The following is a 14,548-nucleotide window of genomic DNA, read 5'->3' on the forward strand; positions in this document are numbered from 1 at the left end:
GTGGGCCGCCGTGCGCCGAAGAACCCGCAAAAGGTACCTGCGTGGAGGAGCCTGCTCATGGCGGAACGACGGTGGCGACCCCGGGCGGTGCCCGATCAACCCGATCGGGCGACCGATCCGGTGAGTGAGATGTTGCTGCGGGTCGCCCGCGGCGACGACGGCGCGTTCGAACCGCTCTACGACGCGATCGCGCCGACCGTGTGGGGCCTCGTGCGCAGCGTGGTCCGCGACCACGCCCAGTCCGAAGAGGTCACCCAGGAGGTCCTCGTCGAGGTGTGGCGCGTCGCGGCCCGGTTCGACCCGGCCAAGGGAAGCGCGATGGCGTGGGTGTCCACGCTCGCGCACCGGCGCGCGGTGGACCGGGTTCGCTCGGCCGTCGCGTCCGCGCGCCGGGAGCAGACGGCGACCGACCGGTCGGTGCCACGCCCCTACGACGACGTCGCCGAGCAGGCGGGATCGCGGCTCGAGGCGCAGCGGCTGCGCCGGTGCGTCGGGAACCTGACGCAGTTGCAGCGCGAGTCGGTGCTGCTCGCCTTCTACCGCGGCTACACCTACCCCGAGGTGGCGACCCTGCTCGAGACGCCGCTCGGCACCGTGAAGACCAGGATCCGAGATGCCATGATCCGGCTGCGTGACTGTCTGGGGGCAAGCTGATGACGCCGAACCCGGAAGTGCACACCCTCGCCGGGGCCTACGTGGTCAACGCGTTGTCCGAGGTCGAGCGGCGCCAGTTCGAGCGGCACCTCGCCGACTGCGCCGACTGCACCGAGGAGGTCGCGAGCCTGCGCGAGGTGGTCGCGGTGTTCGCCGGCACGGTGGCCGAGCCGCCACCCGAGCACCTGCGCGCGCAGGTGCTGGCCAAGACCGCCGTCACCCGCAGGCTGCCGCCGGTGGTGGCGGGCCGCGACCAGCCGCGCAAGCCGCTCAGCCGCTGGCTCATGCCCGTGGCCGCTGCCCTGCTGGTCGCGGCGACGGTGGCGGGCGTGCTGTTCGGCTACCGCGCGACCTCGACCAGCGCCGACCTCAACCGGCAGGTCGAGGTGCTCAAGCAGACGCAGGACAACTACGCCGCGCTGACCGACCTGCTGGCCCAGCCGGACGCGAAGCTGCTGCGCAAGCCGATTCCCGGTGGGGTGGCGACCGTCGTGTACTCCCCCGGCACGCACACGGCGGCGATGCTGGGCGCCGAGATGCCCCTCGCCCCGCACCAGCACGCGTACCAGGGCTGGGTGGTGCGCGGTGATCGGATGCAGTCGGTCGGCCTGAGCAAGGGCGGCAAGGACGGCGGGGCGATGCTCGCCCGCGACGTGCTGACCGGCGACCAGATCGCCGTGACGGTCGAGCCGGAGAACGGCTCGGAGCAGCCGACCACACCGCCGGTCGTCACGGTCACCCTCGCCTGATCGGAAAAGCCGGGGACCGCCCGCGTGGGCGGCCCCCGGCTTCTCAGGCCGGGCTGGTCACCAGGATCTGGTCCACGCCCATCCGGTTGTCGGCGAAGGCGAGCGCCGCACCGGCCAGGTACAACCGCCAGACCCGCGCCCAGCCGACTCCGACGGTGGCGACGACCTCGTCCCAGTTGCGTTCCAGCTCCGCCGCCCACGCGTCGATCGTGCGGGCGTAGTGCGTCCGCATCGCCCGCACCCGCTGGATCTCGAACCCGGCGTTCTCCAGGTGAGTCAGGGTCTTGGGCAGCGGGCGCATGGTCATGTCCGGCGCGATGTAGCGCTCGATGAACGCGCCGCCGCCCGGCGCGCCACCGCGGGACATCTGCTGCAGCACCACCGGTCCGCCCGGCTTGACGGCCCGACGCAGCACGGCGAGGTACTCGGCGTAGTTGCCCTCGCCGACGTGCTCCCCCATCTCGATCGAGGCGACCGCGTCGAACGGCTCCGCGCGGACGTCGCGGTAGTCCCGCAGTTCGACGGTCACCCGGTCGGCCACCCCGAGTTCGGCGGCGCGGGCCGTCACGAACGCGTGTTGCTGCTTCGAGAGCGTCACCCCGGTGGCCCGCACGCCGTACTCGCGGGCCGCGTGCAGCACGAGCGCACCCCACCCGCACCCGACGTCGAGCAGGCGCATGCCCGCGCGCAGCCCGAGGCCCCGGCACACCAGGTCGAGCTTGGCGCGCTGGGCGTCGAGCAGGGTGTCCGAATCGGTCCGGTACCAGCCGCACGAGTACGACATGGTCTCGTCGAGGACCAGCCGGTAGAAGTCGTTGCCCAGGTCGTAGTGGTGGGCGATCGCGTCCTTGTCCCGGCGCTGGGTGTGCAGCCGTCCGCGCAGCCGCGCCTCCTGCGCCGGCACCTTCGGCCGCGGCCCGGCCAGGCCGAGCCGCAGGCCCGCGGCGGCCGCCCGCAGAACGGCGGGCAAGGTCAGCGACCGGTGCGGGGCCGACCACGCACGCCGCAGGCCCTCTTGCAGGTCGCCCTCGACGTCGAGGTCACCCGACACGTAGGCCCGCGCCAGGCCGAGCTCACCCGGGCGCCACAGCACGTGCCGCACGGCCCGCCGCGAGCGGAGCACCAGCTCAGGACCGTCCTCGGGACCGGCGACGCTGCCGTCCCAGGCGCGCACCCGTACCGGCGGCGGGGCGCCCAGCACCTCCGTGACCGCGTTCGCGATCCGCTGCGCCGCGCCGGGTGCCCGGTCGTGCGTGCTCACCATGGCGCACTCCTCTCCATTCGCTGGTCCTGCGTCGTCATTCGGAGCCCGCGCGTGAACGGCTTGGCGACATAAGTCCAATCCGGTGGGCCGCCCGCGCCGAATGCTCCACAACGAGGCGAGGAGGAGCAGCAAGCATGGAGCGTGAACGGATCGCCGTCATCGGCGCCGGGGTGTCCGGCCTGACGGCCGCCTACCTGCTGCAACGGCGCTATGACGTGCTCTTGTTCGAGGCGCAGGGCCGGCTCGGCGGGCACGCCCACACCCACGTCCTGCCGGCCGCGGCCGGGGGCACGGTCGCGGTGGACAGCGGCTTCATCGTGCACAACGAACGGACCTATCCGAACCTGCTGCGCCTTTTCGGCGACCTCGGCGTGACCACGCAGGCCACCGAGATGTCCATGAGCGTGCGCTGCCTGGGCTGCGGCTTGGAGTACGCCGGCGGCAAGGGCCTGCCGGGCCTCGCGCCGTCGTGGGACGCCGTGCGGCGCGGCCGCTACCTGGTCATGCTGGCGCAGGTGAAGCGGTTCTACCGCAACGCCAAGGCGCTGCTCGCCGACGACTCGGGCCACGACCCGACGCTCGGCGAGTTCCTGCGCGCCGGGCGGTACCCGCGTTATTTCGTCGACCACCTGGTGCTGCCGCTGGTGTCGGCGGTGTGGTCGGCCGGGGAACGGATCAGCACCCGTTACCCGGCGCGCTACCTGTTCGAGTTCCTCAGCCACCACGGGATGCTCGCGGTCACCGGTTCGCCGCCGTGGCGCACCGTGGTCGGCGGATCCCGCGTGTACGTCGAGCGTGCGGTGAAGCAGTTGACCGCGGTGCACGTGGGCACACCGGTGCGCGCCATCACCCGGACCGCGCGAGGGGTGCAGGTCCGGGACGAGGCGGACACCCCGCACGCGGTGGCCAAGGTCGTGATCGCCACCCACGCCGACGAGGCGCTGGCGTTGCTGGGCGACCCGACCGAGCGGGAACGCGCCACGCTCGGCGCGTTCCCCTACTCGCAGAACGAGACCTGGCTGCACCAGGACACCGCCATCCTCCCCCGCGTCGAGCGGGCGCGGGCGTCGTGGAACTACCTCAAGACGCAGTGCCACGGCGAGTCCGACCAGGTGGCGGTCAGCTACGACATGAACCGCCTCCAGCGCCTGCAGGACCCGCAGCCGTTCGTGGTCACGCTCAACGCCACCGACCGGGTCGACCCGGCGCGGGTGGTGGCCAAGATGAACTACTCGCACCCGGTCTACACGCCGGAATCGCTTGCCGCGCAACGCGGTCTGCCCGGGTTGAACACCTCACACACGGCGTTCGCCGGGGCGTACCACGGCTGGGGCTTCCACGAGGACGGGTGTGCGTCCGGTGTGCGGGCGGCCGAGCACTTCGGGGCCGGCTGGTGACCGCGCTCTACGACGCGGTCCTGACCCACGACCGGCGCGAACGGTTGCGCCGCCGGTTCAGCTACCGCACGCACCTGTGGCTGGTCGACCTCGACGACCCGCCGGCGCTGCCGCGCTGGGCTCGTCCGCTGGCCCGGTTCGAGGCCCGCGACCACCTGGGCGACCCGCGACTGTCCATCAAGGACAACGTGACGGCGTGGCTGGCCGAGCGGGGCGTCGACCTCGACGGCGGGCGGGTCCTGATGCTGAGCAACGCCCGCGTGCTCGGCCACACGTTCAACCCGCTCACCGTGTTCTGGTGCCACCACCGCGACGGTCGCCTCGCCTGCGTGATCGCCGAGGTGCACAACACCTACGGCGGACGGCACCCCTACCTGTTGCGTGCCGGCGACATCGACGAGCGTGGCGTGGTGGACACCGACAAGGCGTTCCACGTCTCGCCGTTCCTCGCCGACCACGGCCGCTACCGGATGGTCGTGCCCGAGCCGGACGAGCGGTTGCGGGTCGTGGTCACCCTGCACCAGGGCGGCAGGCCGGTCTTCGCCGCGACGCTGTCCGGCCGCAGACGCCCGGCCACGCTCGGCCAGGTGCTGCGCACGTCCGTGCGCCAACCCCTGATGCCGCAACGCATTTCGGCCGCCATCCGCAAGCACGGGATCTACCTGTGGCTGCGCAGGCAATCCGTTCCCGCCACCGCACCCCTGGACGCCTGATGCGCCTTGCTTCGACCCTGGACACGCTCGCCGATCGCAGCGTGGTGATCGGCTACAGCAAGCTCGGCTACCTGTTGCGGCGCCGGTGGTTCCGCCAAGGCGACCCCGCGCCGGACGCGCTGGCGGGCAAGGTGGTGCTGGTGACCGGCGCGAGCTCCGGCCTGGGCACGGCGACGGCCGCCGGTGTCGCCGCCCTCGGCGCCACGACCGTGCTGGTGGTGCGCAGCGTCGAGCGCGGTGAGCGAACCCGCGCCGAACTCGCGCAGCGGTTGCCCGAAGCCGATTTCGCCGTGGCGCGCTGCGACCTCGACGACCTCGACGACGTGCGCCGCTTCGCCGCCGACGCCCTCGACCGGTGGCCGACCGTCGACGTGGTGGTGCACAACGCCGGGACCATGCCACCCGAGCGAACCGCGTCGCCGCAGGGGCATGAGCTGGCCCTGGCCACCCACGTGCTCGGCCCGCTGCTGCTCACCGAGCAGCTCCGCCCGGCCCTCGCCCGCGCCACCGACCCGCGGGTGATCCTCATGTCCTCGGGCGGCATGTACGCCCAGCCCGTGCCCGGCGACGTGGAATACCGAACCGGCCGCTACAAGGGCGCGGTGGCGTACGCCCGGACCAAACGGCTGCAGGTGGCGTTCACGCCCCTGCTCGCCGAGCGCTACGCAAGCGACGGGATCGCCGTGCACGCCCTGCACCCCGGCTGGGCGGACACACCGGGCGTGGCCGGGTCGCTGCCCGGCTTCCACCGGATCACCGGGCCGCTGCTGCGCACCGCGGCCGAGGGCGCCGACACGGCGATCTGGCTCGCCGCGACCACACCACCGCCGCCGACGGGCCGGTTCTGGCACGACCGCAGGCAACGCCCGACGCACTACCTCCCCTGGGGCGGGGACGACCCGCAGGCCGTGCGCCGCGGCTGGGCCGCGTGCTGGACCGCGGTCGGTCGGCCGGTGTAGACCGCGTCGCTGCCGTAGAGCTCCCGGGTGAACGACGAGACGTAGTCGTGCTGGTCGCCGCCGCCCAGGTTGTAGGTCAGGAACACGCCGTACCCCTCGGCCACGGTCTGGTGGGCGAGGCCTTGCGCGGTGCCCGGCGGCGTGCCGTTGATCTCCACGGCCGCGGGCGAGAGGCGTTCCTTGGGCAACGACACGTTCGGCACGCTCCAGGTGCCGTAGTAGGCGTTCCACGAGTAGTCGAACTTCGCGCCGGCGTCCACGCCGTTGTAGCTCAGCCGCGACGCCGACGGGCCGATGAAGTAGAACGTCAACAGCTTGTCCGGCAGGTCGTCGCGCAGCGCCGACACCAGGTGGACGAACGAGCTGTCGTTGGGCTGACCCGTGCCGTTGTTGCCGTAGTCGGCGTACTCGTCGTCCAGGTCGATGCCGTCCAGGCCGTAGCGGGCCACAGCGTCAGCGAGCTGCCCGGCGAACGCCGAAGCGGCCTGCTGGGACGGGAAGTTCGCGAACCCGGCGCCCTGGTGGTTGCCCAGGATGGACAGCACGACCTTGATGCCCTTCTGCTGCAACGGCCGGATGGTGGTCTCGGCGTTGTCGAGCACGGACTGGACCTGCGGGTTGAAGTAGAGGTAGGCGTTCGCGCCGTCGTAGTTGATGTTGGCCGCGAAGATCACCGCCACGTCGAACACGGGCGAGCCGTCGCTGAGCGTGTACTTGCCGACGTTCTCCATGCCGTTGTTGTTGACCTCGACGTAGGCGACCGACACCGGGCCGCTCTTGGTCACCCGGGGGTGGTGACCGCTCGACGCCGCCGCCGCGAACGGCGTGGTGGCCACGGCGACTGCCGTGGCCACCACTGCCGAGCTGAGCAAGCGCCTGGTTCCCCGACCGAATGTGCGCATGATTCGACTACAACGAGGATCGCCGCGCGGATCAAGGCACGTCCGGGCAGGCTTTGTTCACAAACGGCAGTAGGTGTCCACGGCCGCCGCACCCACGTCCTGCTGGCCCCTGGTGCCGGAGAGCATGTGGTACTCGTTGGCCGCCACGACCACCTGCTTGCTGCCGTCGTCGCTGGTCAGCCAGAGCGTGAGGAAGCCGAGCACGGCACCCGAGTGCTCCCACACCTGACCGCACGGCGTCTGCGCGGAGACGACGCCGAGGCCGTAGCGCCCGGTTCCGGTGTCGTCGATCGGCACCGTGGTCTTCAGCTGGGCCAGCTGCGCGGGCGCCAGCAACCGGCCGCTGAACAACGCCCGCTCGAACGCCGCCAGGTCGTCCAGTGTGGACACCATGGCCCCGGCCGCGCCGAAGGTCTGCACGTTGGACACCGTGACGTCGCGGATCGCCAGGCTGGTCGCCCAGAAGTAGCCGTGCAGCGCCGTGGCGGGCAGCCGCGGGTCGGCGGTCGGGAACGTCGTGTGGGTCAACCCGAGCGGCTCGATGATCCGGTGCTGGATCTCCGCGGCCGGTTCGTTCCCGGTGACCGCCTTGATCACCATCCCGGCCAGCACGTAGTTCGTGTTGGCATAAGCCCACTTCTGGCCCGGATCACCCGTCTTCTGGTGGGTGAGCGCGATGTTCACCAGCGTCTGCGGTGCCCAACGCTGGTTCGGGTCGAGGTTGGCCACGTACGGCCAGTTGACCTGCGGGTCGCCGGCGTAGTCCGGCAGCCCCGAGGTGTGGTTCAGCAGCTGCCGGATGGTGATCTTCGTGCCGTCGAACCCGTTGACGTTCACGGCATTGGGCAGCCACGTCGCCACCGTGTCGTCGAGCGACAGCTTGCCCTCGCCCTGCAGCTGCAGCAGGACCGTGGCGACGAATGCCTTGGTGTTGCTGCCGATCCGGAACTCCTGAGCCGGATCCGCCGGCACGGCGGCGAACTTGTCGCCGTACCCGGCGTGGACGCGGTGCACGTCCTCGCCGTTGCGAACCAGCCCGATCACGCCCGGGTAACCGTCGCGCACGCCGAGGTCGGCCCCGGCCTGCAGGAGCTGCTCAGGGCTCGGCTCGGGGGCTTGCTCGGCCGCGGCCGCCGGGCCGGCGGTGGCGACCACCAGCACCACCACCGCGGCGGACACCGTGGCACGCAAGGGCTTCACGACTGCACCTCGCCGATCACCGAAGGCGCGATCACGTCGTCGCTCTTCGCGCCGAAGACGTCCTCGTACTCGACGAGTTCGATGCGTGAGCGGTGTTCCTTGTCCTCCTCGCGCTGCGCGCCGCGCGCACCGCCCATGCCGACGCCGCCCATCCCGCCACCGCGTTGCGCGCTCTTCGCGGGCGTGGCGGCGCGACCAGCCGTCAGCTCCTTCTCGTCGTTGTCGAACGCGCCGGTCAGCGGGCCCTGGGCGCGCCGGCTCGCGGCCGCCTCGGTGTCGCGGGAGCTGCCCGTGCCCGCGCCCATGGGTGCCATGCCGTAGCCGCCAGGCGCGAAGCCGGACGCGGTCGTGGTCTGGCGTGGCGTGTACGTGCCGGCCGCGGTCCCGTTGTTGTAGCCCGCACCGGAGAGCGGGCCCGAGCCCAGGCTGCCGTCGGCCAGTGACTGGGACGTCACCGGCGCCTGGCTCACGTCGCCGCCGGAGCTCAGCCCGGACGTGGCGCCGTCGGTGGCGGCGCCGCTTTCCGTTGCCGCGTTACCGTTCGCGGTCGGCGCGTCCACCTGCTTCTGCTGCGCGCCGCCCTGCTGGGTGGCGCCACCGGTCTGGCTCGAGCCGCCGCCGCTGGTGCTCTGCTGGCCGAGCTGCTTGAGCGCCTTGGTCACCAACTGCACGACCGCGAGCGCACCCTTGACGAGTTTGAGCAGGTTCTGCCCGCTGGCCAGCAGGGCGGCCAGCTTGGCGAGCATCTGCTGGCCGTAGTTCGTGGCGATCGCGACGCACTGGGGGATCGCGGCGGCGATGCTCTGGCCGCCGGTGAGCGGGGCCGCGGCCACCGCCTGGCTCATGATCGGCACGATCTGCCCGATCGCCTCGCCGCCGAGCTGGGTGATGATGTCGACGGCCTGGCCGACCACCTCGCCCGCACCGGCGATGGCATCGGACATCGAGTAGGCCGCCTCGGCCAGCGACGAGATCGAGTCGAGGATCTGCGTGCTGGCGCCCTGGTAGGCCGACGAGGCGTCGCCGGACCAGCCCTTGGTCTCGGTGCTCGCCGCCTGCTGGTACTGGCTCGCCAGCCCGGAGACGGCCTGCCCGCCCTGGGCGAACCCGCTCGCGCCGGTCGAGACCGGACCCGGGTTTCCTTGCAGCACCGAGGAAGGCTGGCTGAGGAAGGACACGAACGGCGCGAACCAGCCGAGGCCGGCCGAACTCAGCCCGGCCACCGGGTCGGTGCCGCCGGCCAGGTTGCCCAGGCCGCCCATGCCGCCGCTGAGCTCGGGGGACGCCCAGCTCCGGCCACGCACGGCCGCGGCGGTCTCGTTGATCCGCGCGAGCAGGTCGGCGGTGCTTGTCGGGGTCATCAGGCGTACTCCTGCTCGAGGCTGGTGCTGCTGGCGTCGTCGATGCGCTGGTAGGCCTCCGCGGTCTGGCGCAACCCGGTGCTGATCTGGTCGACCGACGCCGACGCGCTGGTGGTCGCCTCGGCGACGCCACCCATCCCGGCCTGCAGGCCGCCGGCCAGGAACTCGCAGAACGAGCCGAGCGCACCCCCGCCGAGGTCGCCGGGCAGGCTCCCGGCGGCGGTGGCGAGCTGGTCGGCCAGACCGCTCACCGTGGTGGCGTGCCTGCGCAGGTCGTCCGGGTCGATGCCGAACTGGTCGTAGGCGGTCATGCGCGCACCTCCGGCGCGGCGAAGTACTCGTCATCGGTGGGGTTCCGGTGCTCCACCGGCGCCTCGGGAACCGCGTTGGTGAGCGCCTCGAGCGCCGGGACGTCGCCGTAGACCTCGGCCACCACGTCGGCGACCTGCGCCTTCGCGTCGGCCTGCGCACGCAGCGCGGTCGCCATGATCAGCTGCGCCAGCTCGTCCACCTCGAGGGCACGCGCGGCCGGGCTGAGCGTCAGCTGCTGCAACGCGCCACCCGCGCCGACGGTCACCTCCGCCTCACCGCGCGGCGACACCGCGTGCCCGCTGACCTCGGCCAGCCGGGCCGAGGCCTGCGCAGTCGTCCGTTCTGTCTCGGACAGCTTCTGGTCGTAGTCGGCAAGCCATTGTGCCGGGTCCATCTGGATCTCCCCTTCGTCGTCTAGCGTGAACTGCGTGCGGTCATGGCGAACCGGTCGAGCGCGAACCGCAGATCGGCCGGGCGCAACGGGTTCACGCTCACCCACCCGTCGTCGGTCCGGGACACCGTGACCCTCCCCTGTGGACCGTCCAACCAGGACAGCTCGGTCCCCGCCCTGGTCACCTCGTTCTCCTCGCGGCGCGTGGCGCCGAGCTGGCCGCGCCCGCTCAGCGTCGGCAGCAGCTTGGCCAGCTGGTCGAGCACCGAGGGATCGCCGCCGCGGTCGCGCACCATGACCCGCAGGTGCTGCTCGACCACGCCGTCGTCCTGGCTCGGTGGCCGGCGATCGGCCGGCGCCAGCACGCCGGGCGGCAACGTGATCGGCATCGACACCGCGGCCGCGACCTCGGGCACCACCGCGACCAGCTCGTCGGCCAGCGCCGTGTGCGCGACCTTGCGGACCTCGACGGTGCCCGGCTGCTCGGCGTCGACCGCGGTCGTCTGCACGCACAGCACCGCGGTCGAGCCGTGGACCAGGGCGACCGCGCCGATCACCGAGTCCCGGCCGACGAGCACGAGGTCGACCGCGCCCCGGTAGTCGCGCAGGGCGGTCACCAGGTCGGCGGCGACGCCGAGCGGTCCGTCCTCGTCGGCGAGACCGCGGGCGCGCAGCGTCTCCCCCGCGGCGGCCAGCAGCACCGCGCGCTCGCCCTCGATCCGGCCGAACGACGGCACCTGCAAGGGGAACGGCGCGGCCACGCCCGCGTGCGTGCACAGCAGGTCCAGCTCGACCAGTCCCAGCCCGATCAACCTAGGTGCCGTGTCGGTCATGACTCGTGCTTCTGGTCGGCCTTGGTGAACCGCCACGCGATGGCGCGATCGCCTTCCTCGTACTCGACGACCGTGTCGTGCAACGCCCCGTGGAAGCTCGCCAGCTCGGTCTCGGCCGCGTCGATCTCGGCGGTCAGCATCGCGCCACCGGCACGCAGCAGCTTGCCGATGTTCACCGCGGGCGGCGCGGTGCCCAGCTTCGGGTTGCGTTCGGCGAGTTCCCGCGCGGAGCCGACCAGCTCACTGGTCTTGTCGGCGATCTCGGTCAGCGCGGCGACCTGGCCACGCAGCTCGTCCGGCGCGACCTCGACACGCTTGCCGCCCTGGTGGTCATCGGTGTTGTCGTGCATGGGAATCCCCTCCTAGAGCCCGATGACCGGCAGGCTCGGCTGTTCGTCGCTGGCGAAGAGCTGGTTGTCCACGGTCGGCAGCTTGACGCTCGTGCGGTCCTTGTCGCCGCCGCCGCTGGGCCGGGTGCCCGCGGCCGGGGCGAAGCCGCCGATCCCGCCGCGCTGGGCCGCCGCCGACTCGGCGAGCGCACCTTCGCCGACCGCGATCTGGTTGGCGACGCCCGCACCGAACCCCGTCGTGCCGCGTGCGCCGAGGCGGTCGCGGCCGGTGAGGTCGTGCCACGCGACGCCACCGGACCCCGAACCGGCGCCCGGCGAAGGGCTGCCCCCGCCGGCGAAGCTCGCCGCGCTCGTCGACGCGGTGTGCACGGCGTCGACCCGGTAGGACGCGGCGTCGGTGTTGCCCTGGCGGTTCGGGATCAGGCTGCCGCTGCCGAGCAGGCCGGTCTCGTAGTTCTGCATGACCTGCACGGCCTGCGCCTTGCCACCCATCGTGGTGTTCGTCCCGAAGTAGAAGCTGGCCCCGCCGGAGGCGACGTTGTCGAACGCGGATGCCATGGCCGCCCCCGGTGGCGGCGGTGTGGCCGGCGCCGGGGGCAGCGGCGCGAATCCCATGAAGTTCGCGTTCGTCGAGTCGTCCGGTGGTGGCGGCATCGTGCGCCGGGCGAGCGCCAGCGCGTCCGCGGCGCCTTGCGCGGCCTTCTGGATCTCCCCGGCGTGGCTCGCGATGCTCGACACCCGGTCGTGCAGCGAGCCCAGCCGGTCGGCGGCGAGGTCCGCGGCCTGGCCGTGCCAGTTGGCCCGCAGGTCGTTCTGCTGACCACGCAGCGCCTCGGCGTGGCCGGCCAGCTCGGTGCGGTGGCGCCCCCACGCGTCGGCGATGGTGCTGACGTCACCGACGTCGGCGTCGTCGAACAGCATCTCGTGCAGTTGCTTGTGGGTGTAGGCCGACCAGTTGGTGCGCCCCTCGGGCACCAACACGGACGTCGCCTGCTCCCACACGTTGTTCAAGGCGTCGAGCACCGTGCCGGTGAGCTCGCCCGCCTGACCGAGGATGGACGTGACCGTGTCCGCCAGCCCCTGCAGCCCGTCAACCATGGGGCCGAGCTTGGGTCGCACGGACCGGAAAGAACCAGGTCACCGACCGGTCATCGGTGACCGGTCACGCATCAGCGCAGGTCAGTGCCGGTCAGCAGCCAGCAAGTGGTCCTGCAGCCGGGCATGGCGGAACTGGTGGACCGCGCCGGACCGGCGCAGCAGACCGCGGCGGCAGGCGTCGTCGAGGAACGAGTTCAGTGCCCACGGCAGGCGTCCGGTCAGCGGCAGCCACAGCCGCGCGAAGACCGCCCACTGCCCCCACGCGGTCAGGCTGACGACATAGCCCAGGGCACCGCCGACCCCGCCGATCAAGCCGATGAAGATCCCGTCCCGGGTGTCCCATACGAACGTGACACCCGCGAGTTCGTCGAGCCGCACGAGGTGCAGCAGCCGGGTCAGCAGGCTCGTGCCGAAGGCGATGATCACGGCGAAGACCGAGCCGAACACCGCCATCTGGCCCGCGATCGTGGTGCGGTTGGTCCGCAGCAGGTCCTCCGGGCTGACCACGGACCGGACGTCGAGCGGCGACTCGAGCACCGCGACCATCCCCGCGCCCAGCGCGATGCCGACCCCGAACACGGTGCCGAACAACAGCATGTCGAACAGCGTGACGACGACGCCACCCGGCGCCCAGGTCGCGCCGGACAGAAGGACGTCGCGCAGGGCGGCGAACCCCACCCCCAGGATCATCCCGGCGGTGAAGCCGTAGCGCAGGCGGGTGCCGAGCCGGCGCACCGGGCCACGCCCGGCCCACCAGCCCATCCGGAACTTGGCCGGTTGCAGCACGAACCCGGCGGAGCGGGCCACGATCCAGTGCATCGGGCCAAGGGTCAGCGCCGTGGTCAACGCGACCAGGATGGCGCTGACCCCGCCCCGCGCGATGCCGAACTTGGGCGCCTCCACCAGGAGATCGACGAAACCCACCACGAAGCCCGCGACCAGCCCGATCACCAGCATCCGTTGCCGGGGGCGCAGGGAGGTGCCCAGTTCCCACCACGCGAGGTCGCGGCTGCCGAGCCGGTCGAGGTGGCGCGCGAGGTGCCGCAGCCACCGGTGGGCGCGGTCGGCACCCCACCGCTGCTGCGGGACCCCGCGGTAGGCGGTGGCTATGAAGCTGCTGAGCAGGTGGTCCTCCACCGCCTCCGGCGTGGCGAACCGCTCGGTGTCCAGCAGCTCCGCGGGGTCGCGGTCCGGGGTGTCGCTGTAGGTCGCCCGGGCCAGCCCCACCATCAACGGCGTCGTCAGCACCGCATGCAGGTTCTCGCTGGCCGCGCCGTGCGGGTGCGCACGCAACTCGTCGAGCACGACGTCCCACCCACCGCCACGGGTCGTGCGGGGCAGGTAGTCGGCCAGGTCGGCCACGGTGAGGTCGGTGACCTCGACCCCGGCGGCCGCGGTCAGCACGTCGGTGCGGGCCACCGCCATGGCGTAGTCGTGCGGGCGGCTGGTGAGCAGCAACGGCAGCGTGGTGCGGTTCAGCTCCTCGAGCGCGTCGCGGTGCAGGCCCTCGGCGAGCTCGTCGAACCCGTCGAGCACGGGCAGCACGCGGTCGCGCGCCACCAGCGCGGCGGCCAGCGTCGCGCCGTCGTCGCCGGTCGCGGCGAGCCCCGGGTAGTCGCGTTCGAGCCGCGTGGTCAGCCAGTCGCGCAGGCTCGCCTTCGTCGGATCCCACGAACCGAGGCTGACCAGGACCGGCACCACATCGCCCGGCGTGCGTGTGGCCAGCACGTCCAGCACGAACCGGACCGCAAGCATGGTCTTGCCCGACCCGGCCTTGCCCAGCACGACGAGCCGCCCGGACGGGATGCGGCGGTAGACGTCGACGATCTCGTCCAGGCGACCCGCGAGCGGCAGCGGCTCGGCGCCGGCCCCCGGCTTCGCGCGGCGGATGTTCGTCCAGTGGTCGATCAGCTCGTCGGGGGCGGCTCGCCACCGCACGGGCAGCGGCAACGGGTCCTGGATGCGGTGCAGTTCCTCTTCCCGCTTGCAGCGGGCCGCGACCGCACCCGCCAGGTCGTCGCCCGCCGCGGCGAGCGCGCGGTCCACTGGCGGGCTCGGCGGCTTGTCCTGTGTCTTGTCCTGTGTCTTGTCCTGTGTCTTGTCCTGGGCGCTGCCTTGGGCGTTGTCCTGGGCGGCAACGGGTGTGCCGCCCGCGGCGGCCAGCAGCTGGGTGTGCTCGTCCGGGCCGAGGCCGAGCGCGTCGGCCAGCAACCGCACGGTTTCCAGCTGCGGGTTGGCGTCCTTGTGGGTCTCCAGCCTGCGGATGGTGCGCTCGGATACCCCCGAACGGCGGCACAGCTCGTCCTGGGTCAACCCGGCGTTCTTGCGCAGGCGTCGCAGCAGCTCGCCGAACTCGCTGATCACG

General features: G+C 72.4%; 15 protein-coding genes. 5 read left to right on the forward strand and 10 right to left on the reverse strand.

Annotated features, from left to right (window positions below):
* The first annotated feature begins 57 nt into the window (after window positions 1–57).
* Both sigK and EV186_RS27750 read left to right on the forward strand, forming a co-directional pair.
* Complete coding sequence (sigK, locus tag EV186_RS27745) at window positions 58–654, forward strand: ECF RNA polymerase sigma factor SigK (protein ID WP_133852397.1); 597 nt, start codon at window positions 58–60, stop codon at window positions 652–654.
* A complete protein-coding gene (locus EV186_RS27750) occupies window positions 654–1,403 on the forward strand; it encodes an anti-sigma factor (protein ID WP_133852398.1) in 750 nt (249 codons plus the stop codon). The genes sigK and EV186_RS27750 overlap by 1 nt, the downstream gene beginning before the upstream one ends.
* A 43-nt stretch (window positions 1,404–1,446) precedes the next feature.
* On the opposite strand, the gene EV186_RS27755 is transcribed toward EV186_RS27750, so the two are convergent.
* Window positions 1,447–2,667: an SAM-dependent methyltransferase gene (locus tag EV186_RS27755; RefSeq protein ID WP_133852399.1), complete on the reverse strand. Its 1,221-nt coding sequence runs from the start codon at window positions 2,665–2,667 to the stop codon at window positions 1,447–1,449.
* A 134-nt stretch (window positions 2,668–2,801) separates the two neighbouring features.
* On the opposite strand from EV186_RS27755, the gene EV186_RS27760 reads away from it, so the two are divergent.
* The 3 genes from EV186_RS27760 to EV186_RS27770 are packed head-to-tail and all read left to right on the forward strand — an operon-like array spanning window position 2,802 to window position 5,736.
* Window positions 2,802–4,064, forward strand: coding sequence for an NAD(P)/FAD-dependent oxidoreductase (locus EV186_RS27760; RefSeq protein WP_133852400.1), 1,263 nt, complete (start codon window positions 2,802–2,804; stop codon window positions 4,062–4,064).
* The gene (locus tag EV186_RS27765; RefSeq protein ID WP_133852611.1) at window positions 4,058–4,777 is read left to right on the forward strand and encodes a DUF1365 domain-containing protein; all 720 of its coding nucleotides are present in this window, start codon (window positions 4,058–4,060) and stop codon (window positions 4,775–4,777) included. The genes EV186_RS27760 and EV186_RS27765 overlap by 7 nt, the downstream gene beginning before the upstream one ends.
* Window positions 4,777–5,736: an SDR family NAD(P)-dependent oxidoreductase gene (locus tag EV186_RS27770; RefSeq protein WP_133852401.1), complete on the forward strand. Its 960-nt coding sequence runs from the start codon at window positions 4,777–4,779 to the stop codon at window positions 5,734–5,736. The genes EV186_RS27765 and EV186_RS27770 overlap by 1 nt, the downstream gene beginning before the upstream one ends.
* On the opposite strand, the gene EV186_RS27775 is transcribed toward EV186_RS27770, so the two are convergent.
* The 9 genes from EV186_RS27775 to EV186_RS27815 form a co-directional block, all read right to left on the reverse strand.
* Window positions 5,652–6,590, reverse strand: a complete 939-nt coding sequence (locus tag EV186_RS27775; RefSeq protein ID WP_243754320.1) for an endo-beta-N-acetylglucosaminidase H — start codon at window positions 6,588–6,590, stop codon at window positions 5,652–5,654. The genes EV186_RS27770 and EV186_RS27775 overlap by 85 nt on opposite strands.
* A 105-nt stretch (window positions 6,591–6,695) precedes the next feature.
* The gene (locus tag EV186_RS27780; RefSeq protein ID WP_133852403.1) at window positions 6,696–7,838 is read right to left on the reverse strand and encodes a serine hydrolase domain-containing protein; all 1,143 of its coding nucleotides are present in this window, start codon (window positions 7,836–7,838) and stop codon (window positions 6,696–6,698) included.
* The gene (locus tag EV186_RS27785) at window positions 7,835–9,199 is read right to left on the reverse strand and encodes a WXG100 family type VII secretion target (protein ID WP_133852404.1); all 1,365 of its coding nucleotides are present in this window, start codon (window positions 9,197–9,199) and stop codon (window positions 7,835–7,837) included. The genes EV186_RS27780 and EV186_RS27785 overlap by 4 nt, the downstream gene beginning before the upstream one ends.
* Window positions 9,199–9,510 carry a type VII secretion target gene (locus tag EV186_RS27790; protein WP_133852405.1) on the reverse strand — a complete coding sequence of 104 codons (312 nt, stop codon included), beginning with the start codon at window positions 9,508–9,510 and terminating at the stop codon, window positions 9,199–9,201. The genes EV186_RS27785 and EV186_RS27790 overlap by 1 nt, the downstream gene beginning before the upstream one ends.
* Complete coding sequence (locus EV186_RS27795) at window positions 9,507–9,905, reverse strand: YbaB/EbfC family nucleoid-associated protein (RefSeq protein WP_133852406.1); 399 nt, start codon at window positions 9,903–9,905, stop codon at window positions 9,507–9,509. The genes EV186_RS27790 and EV186_RS27795 overlap by 4 nt, the downstream gene beginning before the upstream one ends.
* Window positions 9,906–9,925: 20 nt before the next feature.
* Window positions 9,926–10,735 (reverse strand): ESX secretion-associated protein EspG, encoded by an 810-nt coding sequence (locus EV186_RS27800; RefSeq protein WP_133852407.1) that lies wholly within the window; start codon window positions 10,733–10,735, stop codon window positions 9,926–9,928.
* The gene (locus tag EV186_RS27805; protein WP_133852408.1) at window positions 10,732–11,085 is read right to left on the reverse strand and encodes a hypothetical protein; all 354 of its coding nucleotides are present in this window, start codon (window positions 11,083–11,085) and stop codon (window positions 10,732–10,734) included. The genes EV186_RS27800 and EV186_RS27805 overlap by 4 nt, the downstream gene beginning before the upstream one ends.
* Window positions 11,086–11,097: 12 nt before the next feature.
* Window positions 11,098–12,183, reverse strand: coding sequence for a PPE domain-containing protein (locus tag EV186_RS27810; RefSeq protein WP_133852409.1), 1,086 nt, complete (start codon window positions 12,181–12,183; stop codon window positions 11,098–11,100).
* An 81-nt stretch (window positions 12,184–12,264) separates the two neighbouring features.
* Window positions 12,265–14,547, reverse strand: coding sequence for a helix-turn-helix domain-containing protein (locus EV186_RS27815; RefSeq protein WP_133852410.1), 2,283 nt, complete (start codon window positions 14,545–14,547; stop codon window positions 12,265–12,267).
* Window position 14,548 lies beyond the last annotated feature (1 nt).

Source organism: Labedaea rhizosphaerae, from assembly GCF_004362825.1.
GTDB lineage: Bacteria > Actinomycetota > Actinomycetes > Mycobacteriales > Pseudonocardiaceae > Labedaea > Labedaea rhizosphaerae.

Bases quoted from the DNA above. Each gene is read 5' to 3' on its own strand.
- sigK (WP_133852397.1), top strand. From the start codon at position 58: ATGGCGGAACGACGGTGGCGACCCCGGGCGGTGCCCGATCAACCCGAT.
- EV186_RS27750 (WP_133852398.1), top strand. From the start codon at position 654: ATGACGCCGAACCCGGAAGTGCACACCCTCGCCGGGGCCTACGTGGTC.
- EV186_RS27755 (WP_133852399.1), bottom strand. From the start codon at position 2,667: ATGGTGAGCACGCACGACCGGGCACCCGGCGCGGCGCAGCGGATCGCG.
- EV186_RS27760 (WP_133852400.1), top strand. From the start codon at position 2,802: ATGGAGCGTGAACGGATCGCCGTCATCGGCGCCGGGGTGTCCGGCCTG.
- EV186_RS27770 (WP_133852401.1), top strand. From the start codon at position 4,777: ATGCGCCTTGCTTCGACCCTGGACACGCTCGCCGATCGCAGCGTGGTG.
- EV186_RS27785 (WP_133852404.1), bottom strand. From the start codon at position 9,199: ATGACCCCGACAAGCACCGCCGACCTGCTCGCGCGGATCAACGAGACC.
- EV186_RS27790 (WP_133852405.1), bottom strand. From the start codon at position 9,510: ATGACCGCCTACGACCAGTTCGGCATCGACCCGGACGACCTGCGCAGG.
- EV186_RS27795 (WP_133852406.1), bottom strand. From the start codon at position 9,905: ATGGACCCGGCACAATGGCTTGCCGACTACGACCAGAAGCTGTCCGAG.
- EV186_RS27800 (WP_133852407.1), bottom strand. From the start codon at position 10,735: ATGACCGACACGGCACCTAGGTTGATCGGGCTGGGACTGGTCGAGCTG.
- EV186_RS27805 (WP_133852408.1), bottom strand. From the start codon at position 11,085: ATGCACGACAACACCGATGACCACCAGGGCGGCAAGCGTGTCGAGGTC.
- EV186_RS27810 (WP_133852409.1), bottom strand. From the start codon at position 12,183: ATGGTTGACGGGCTGCAGGGGCTGGCGGACACGGTCACGTCCATCCTC.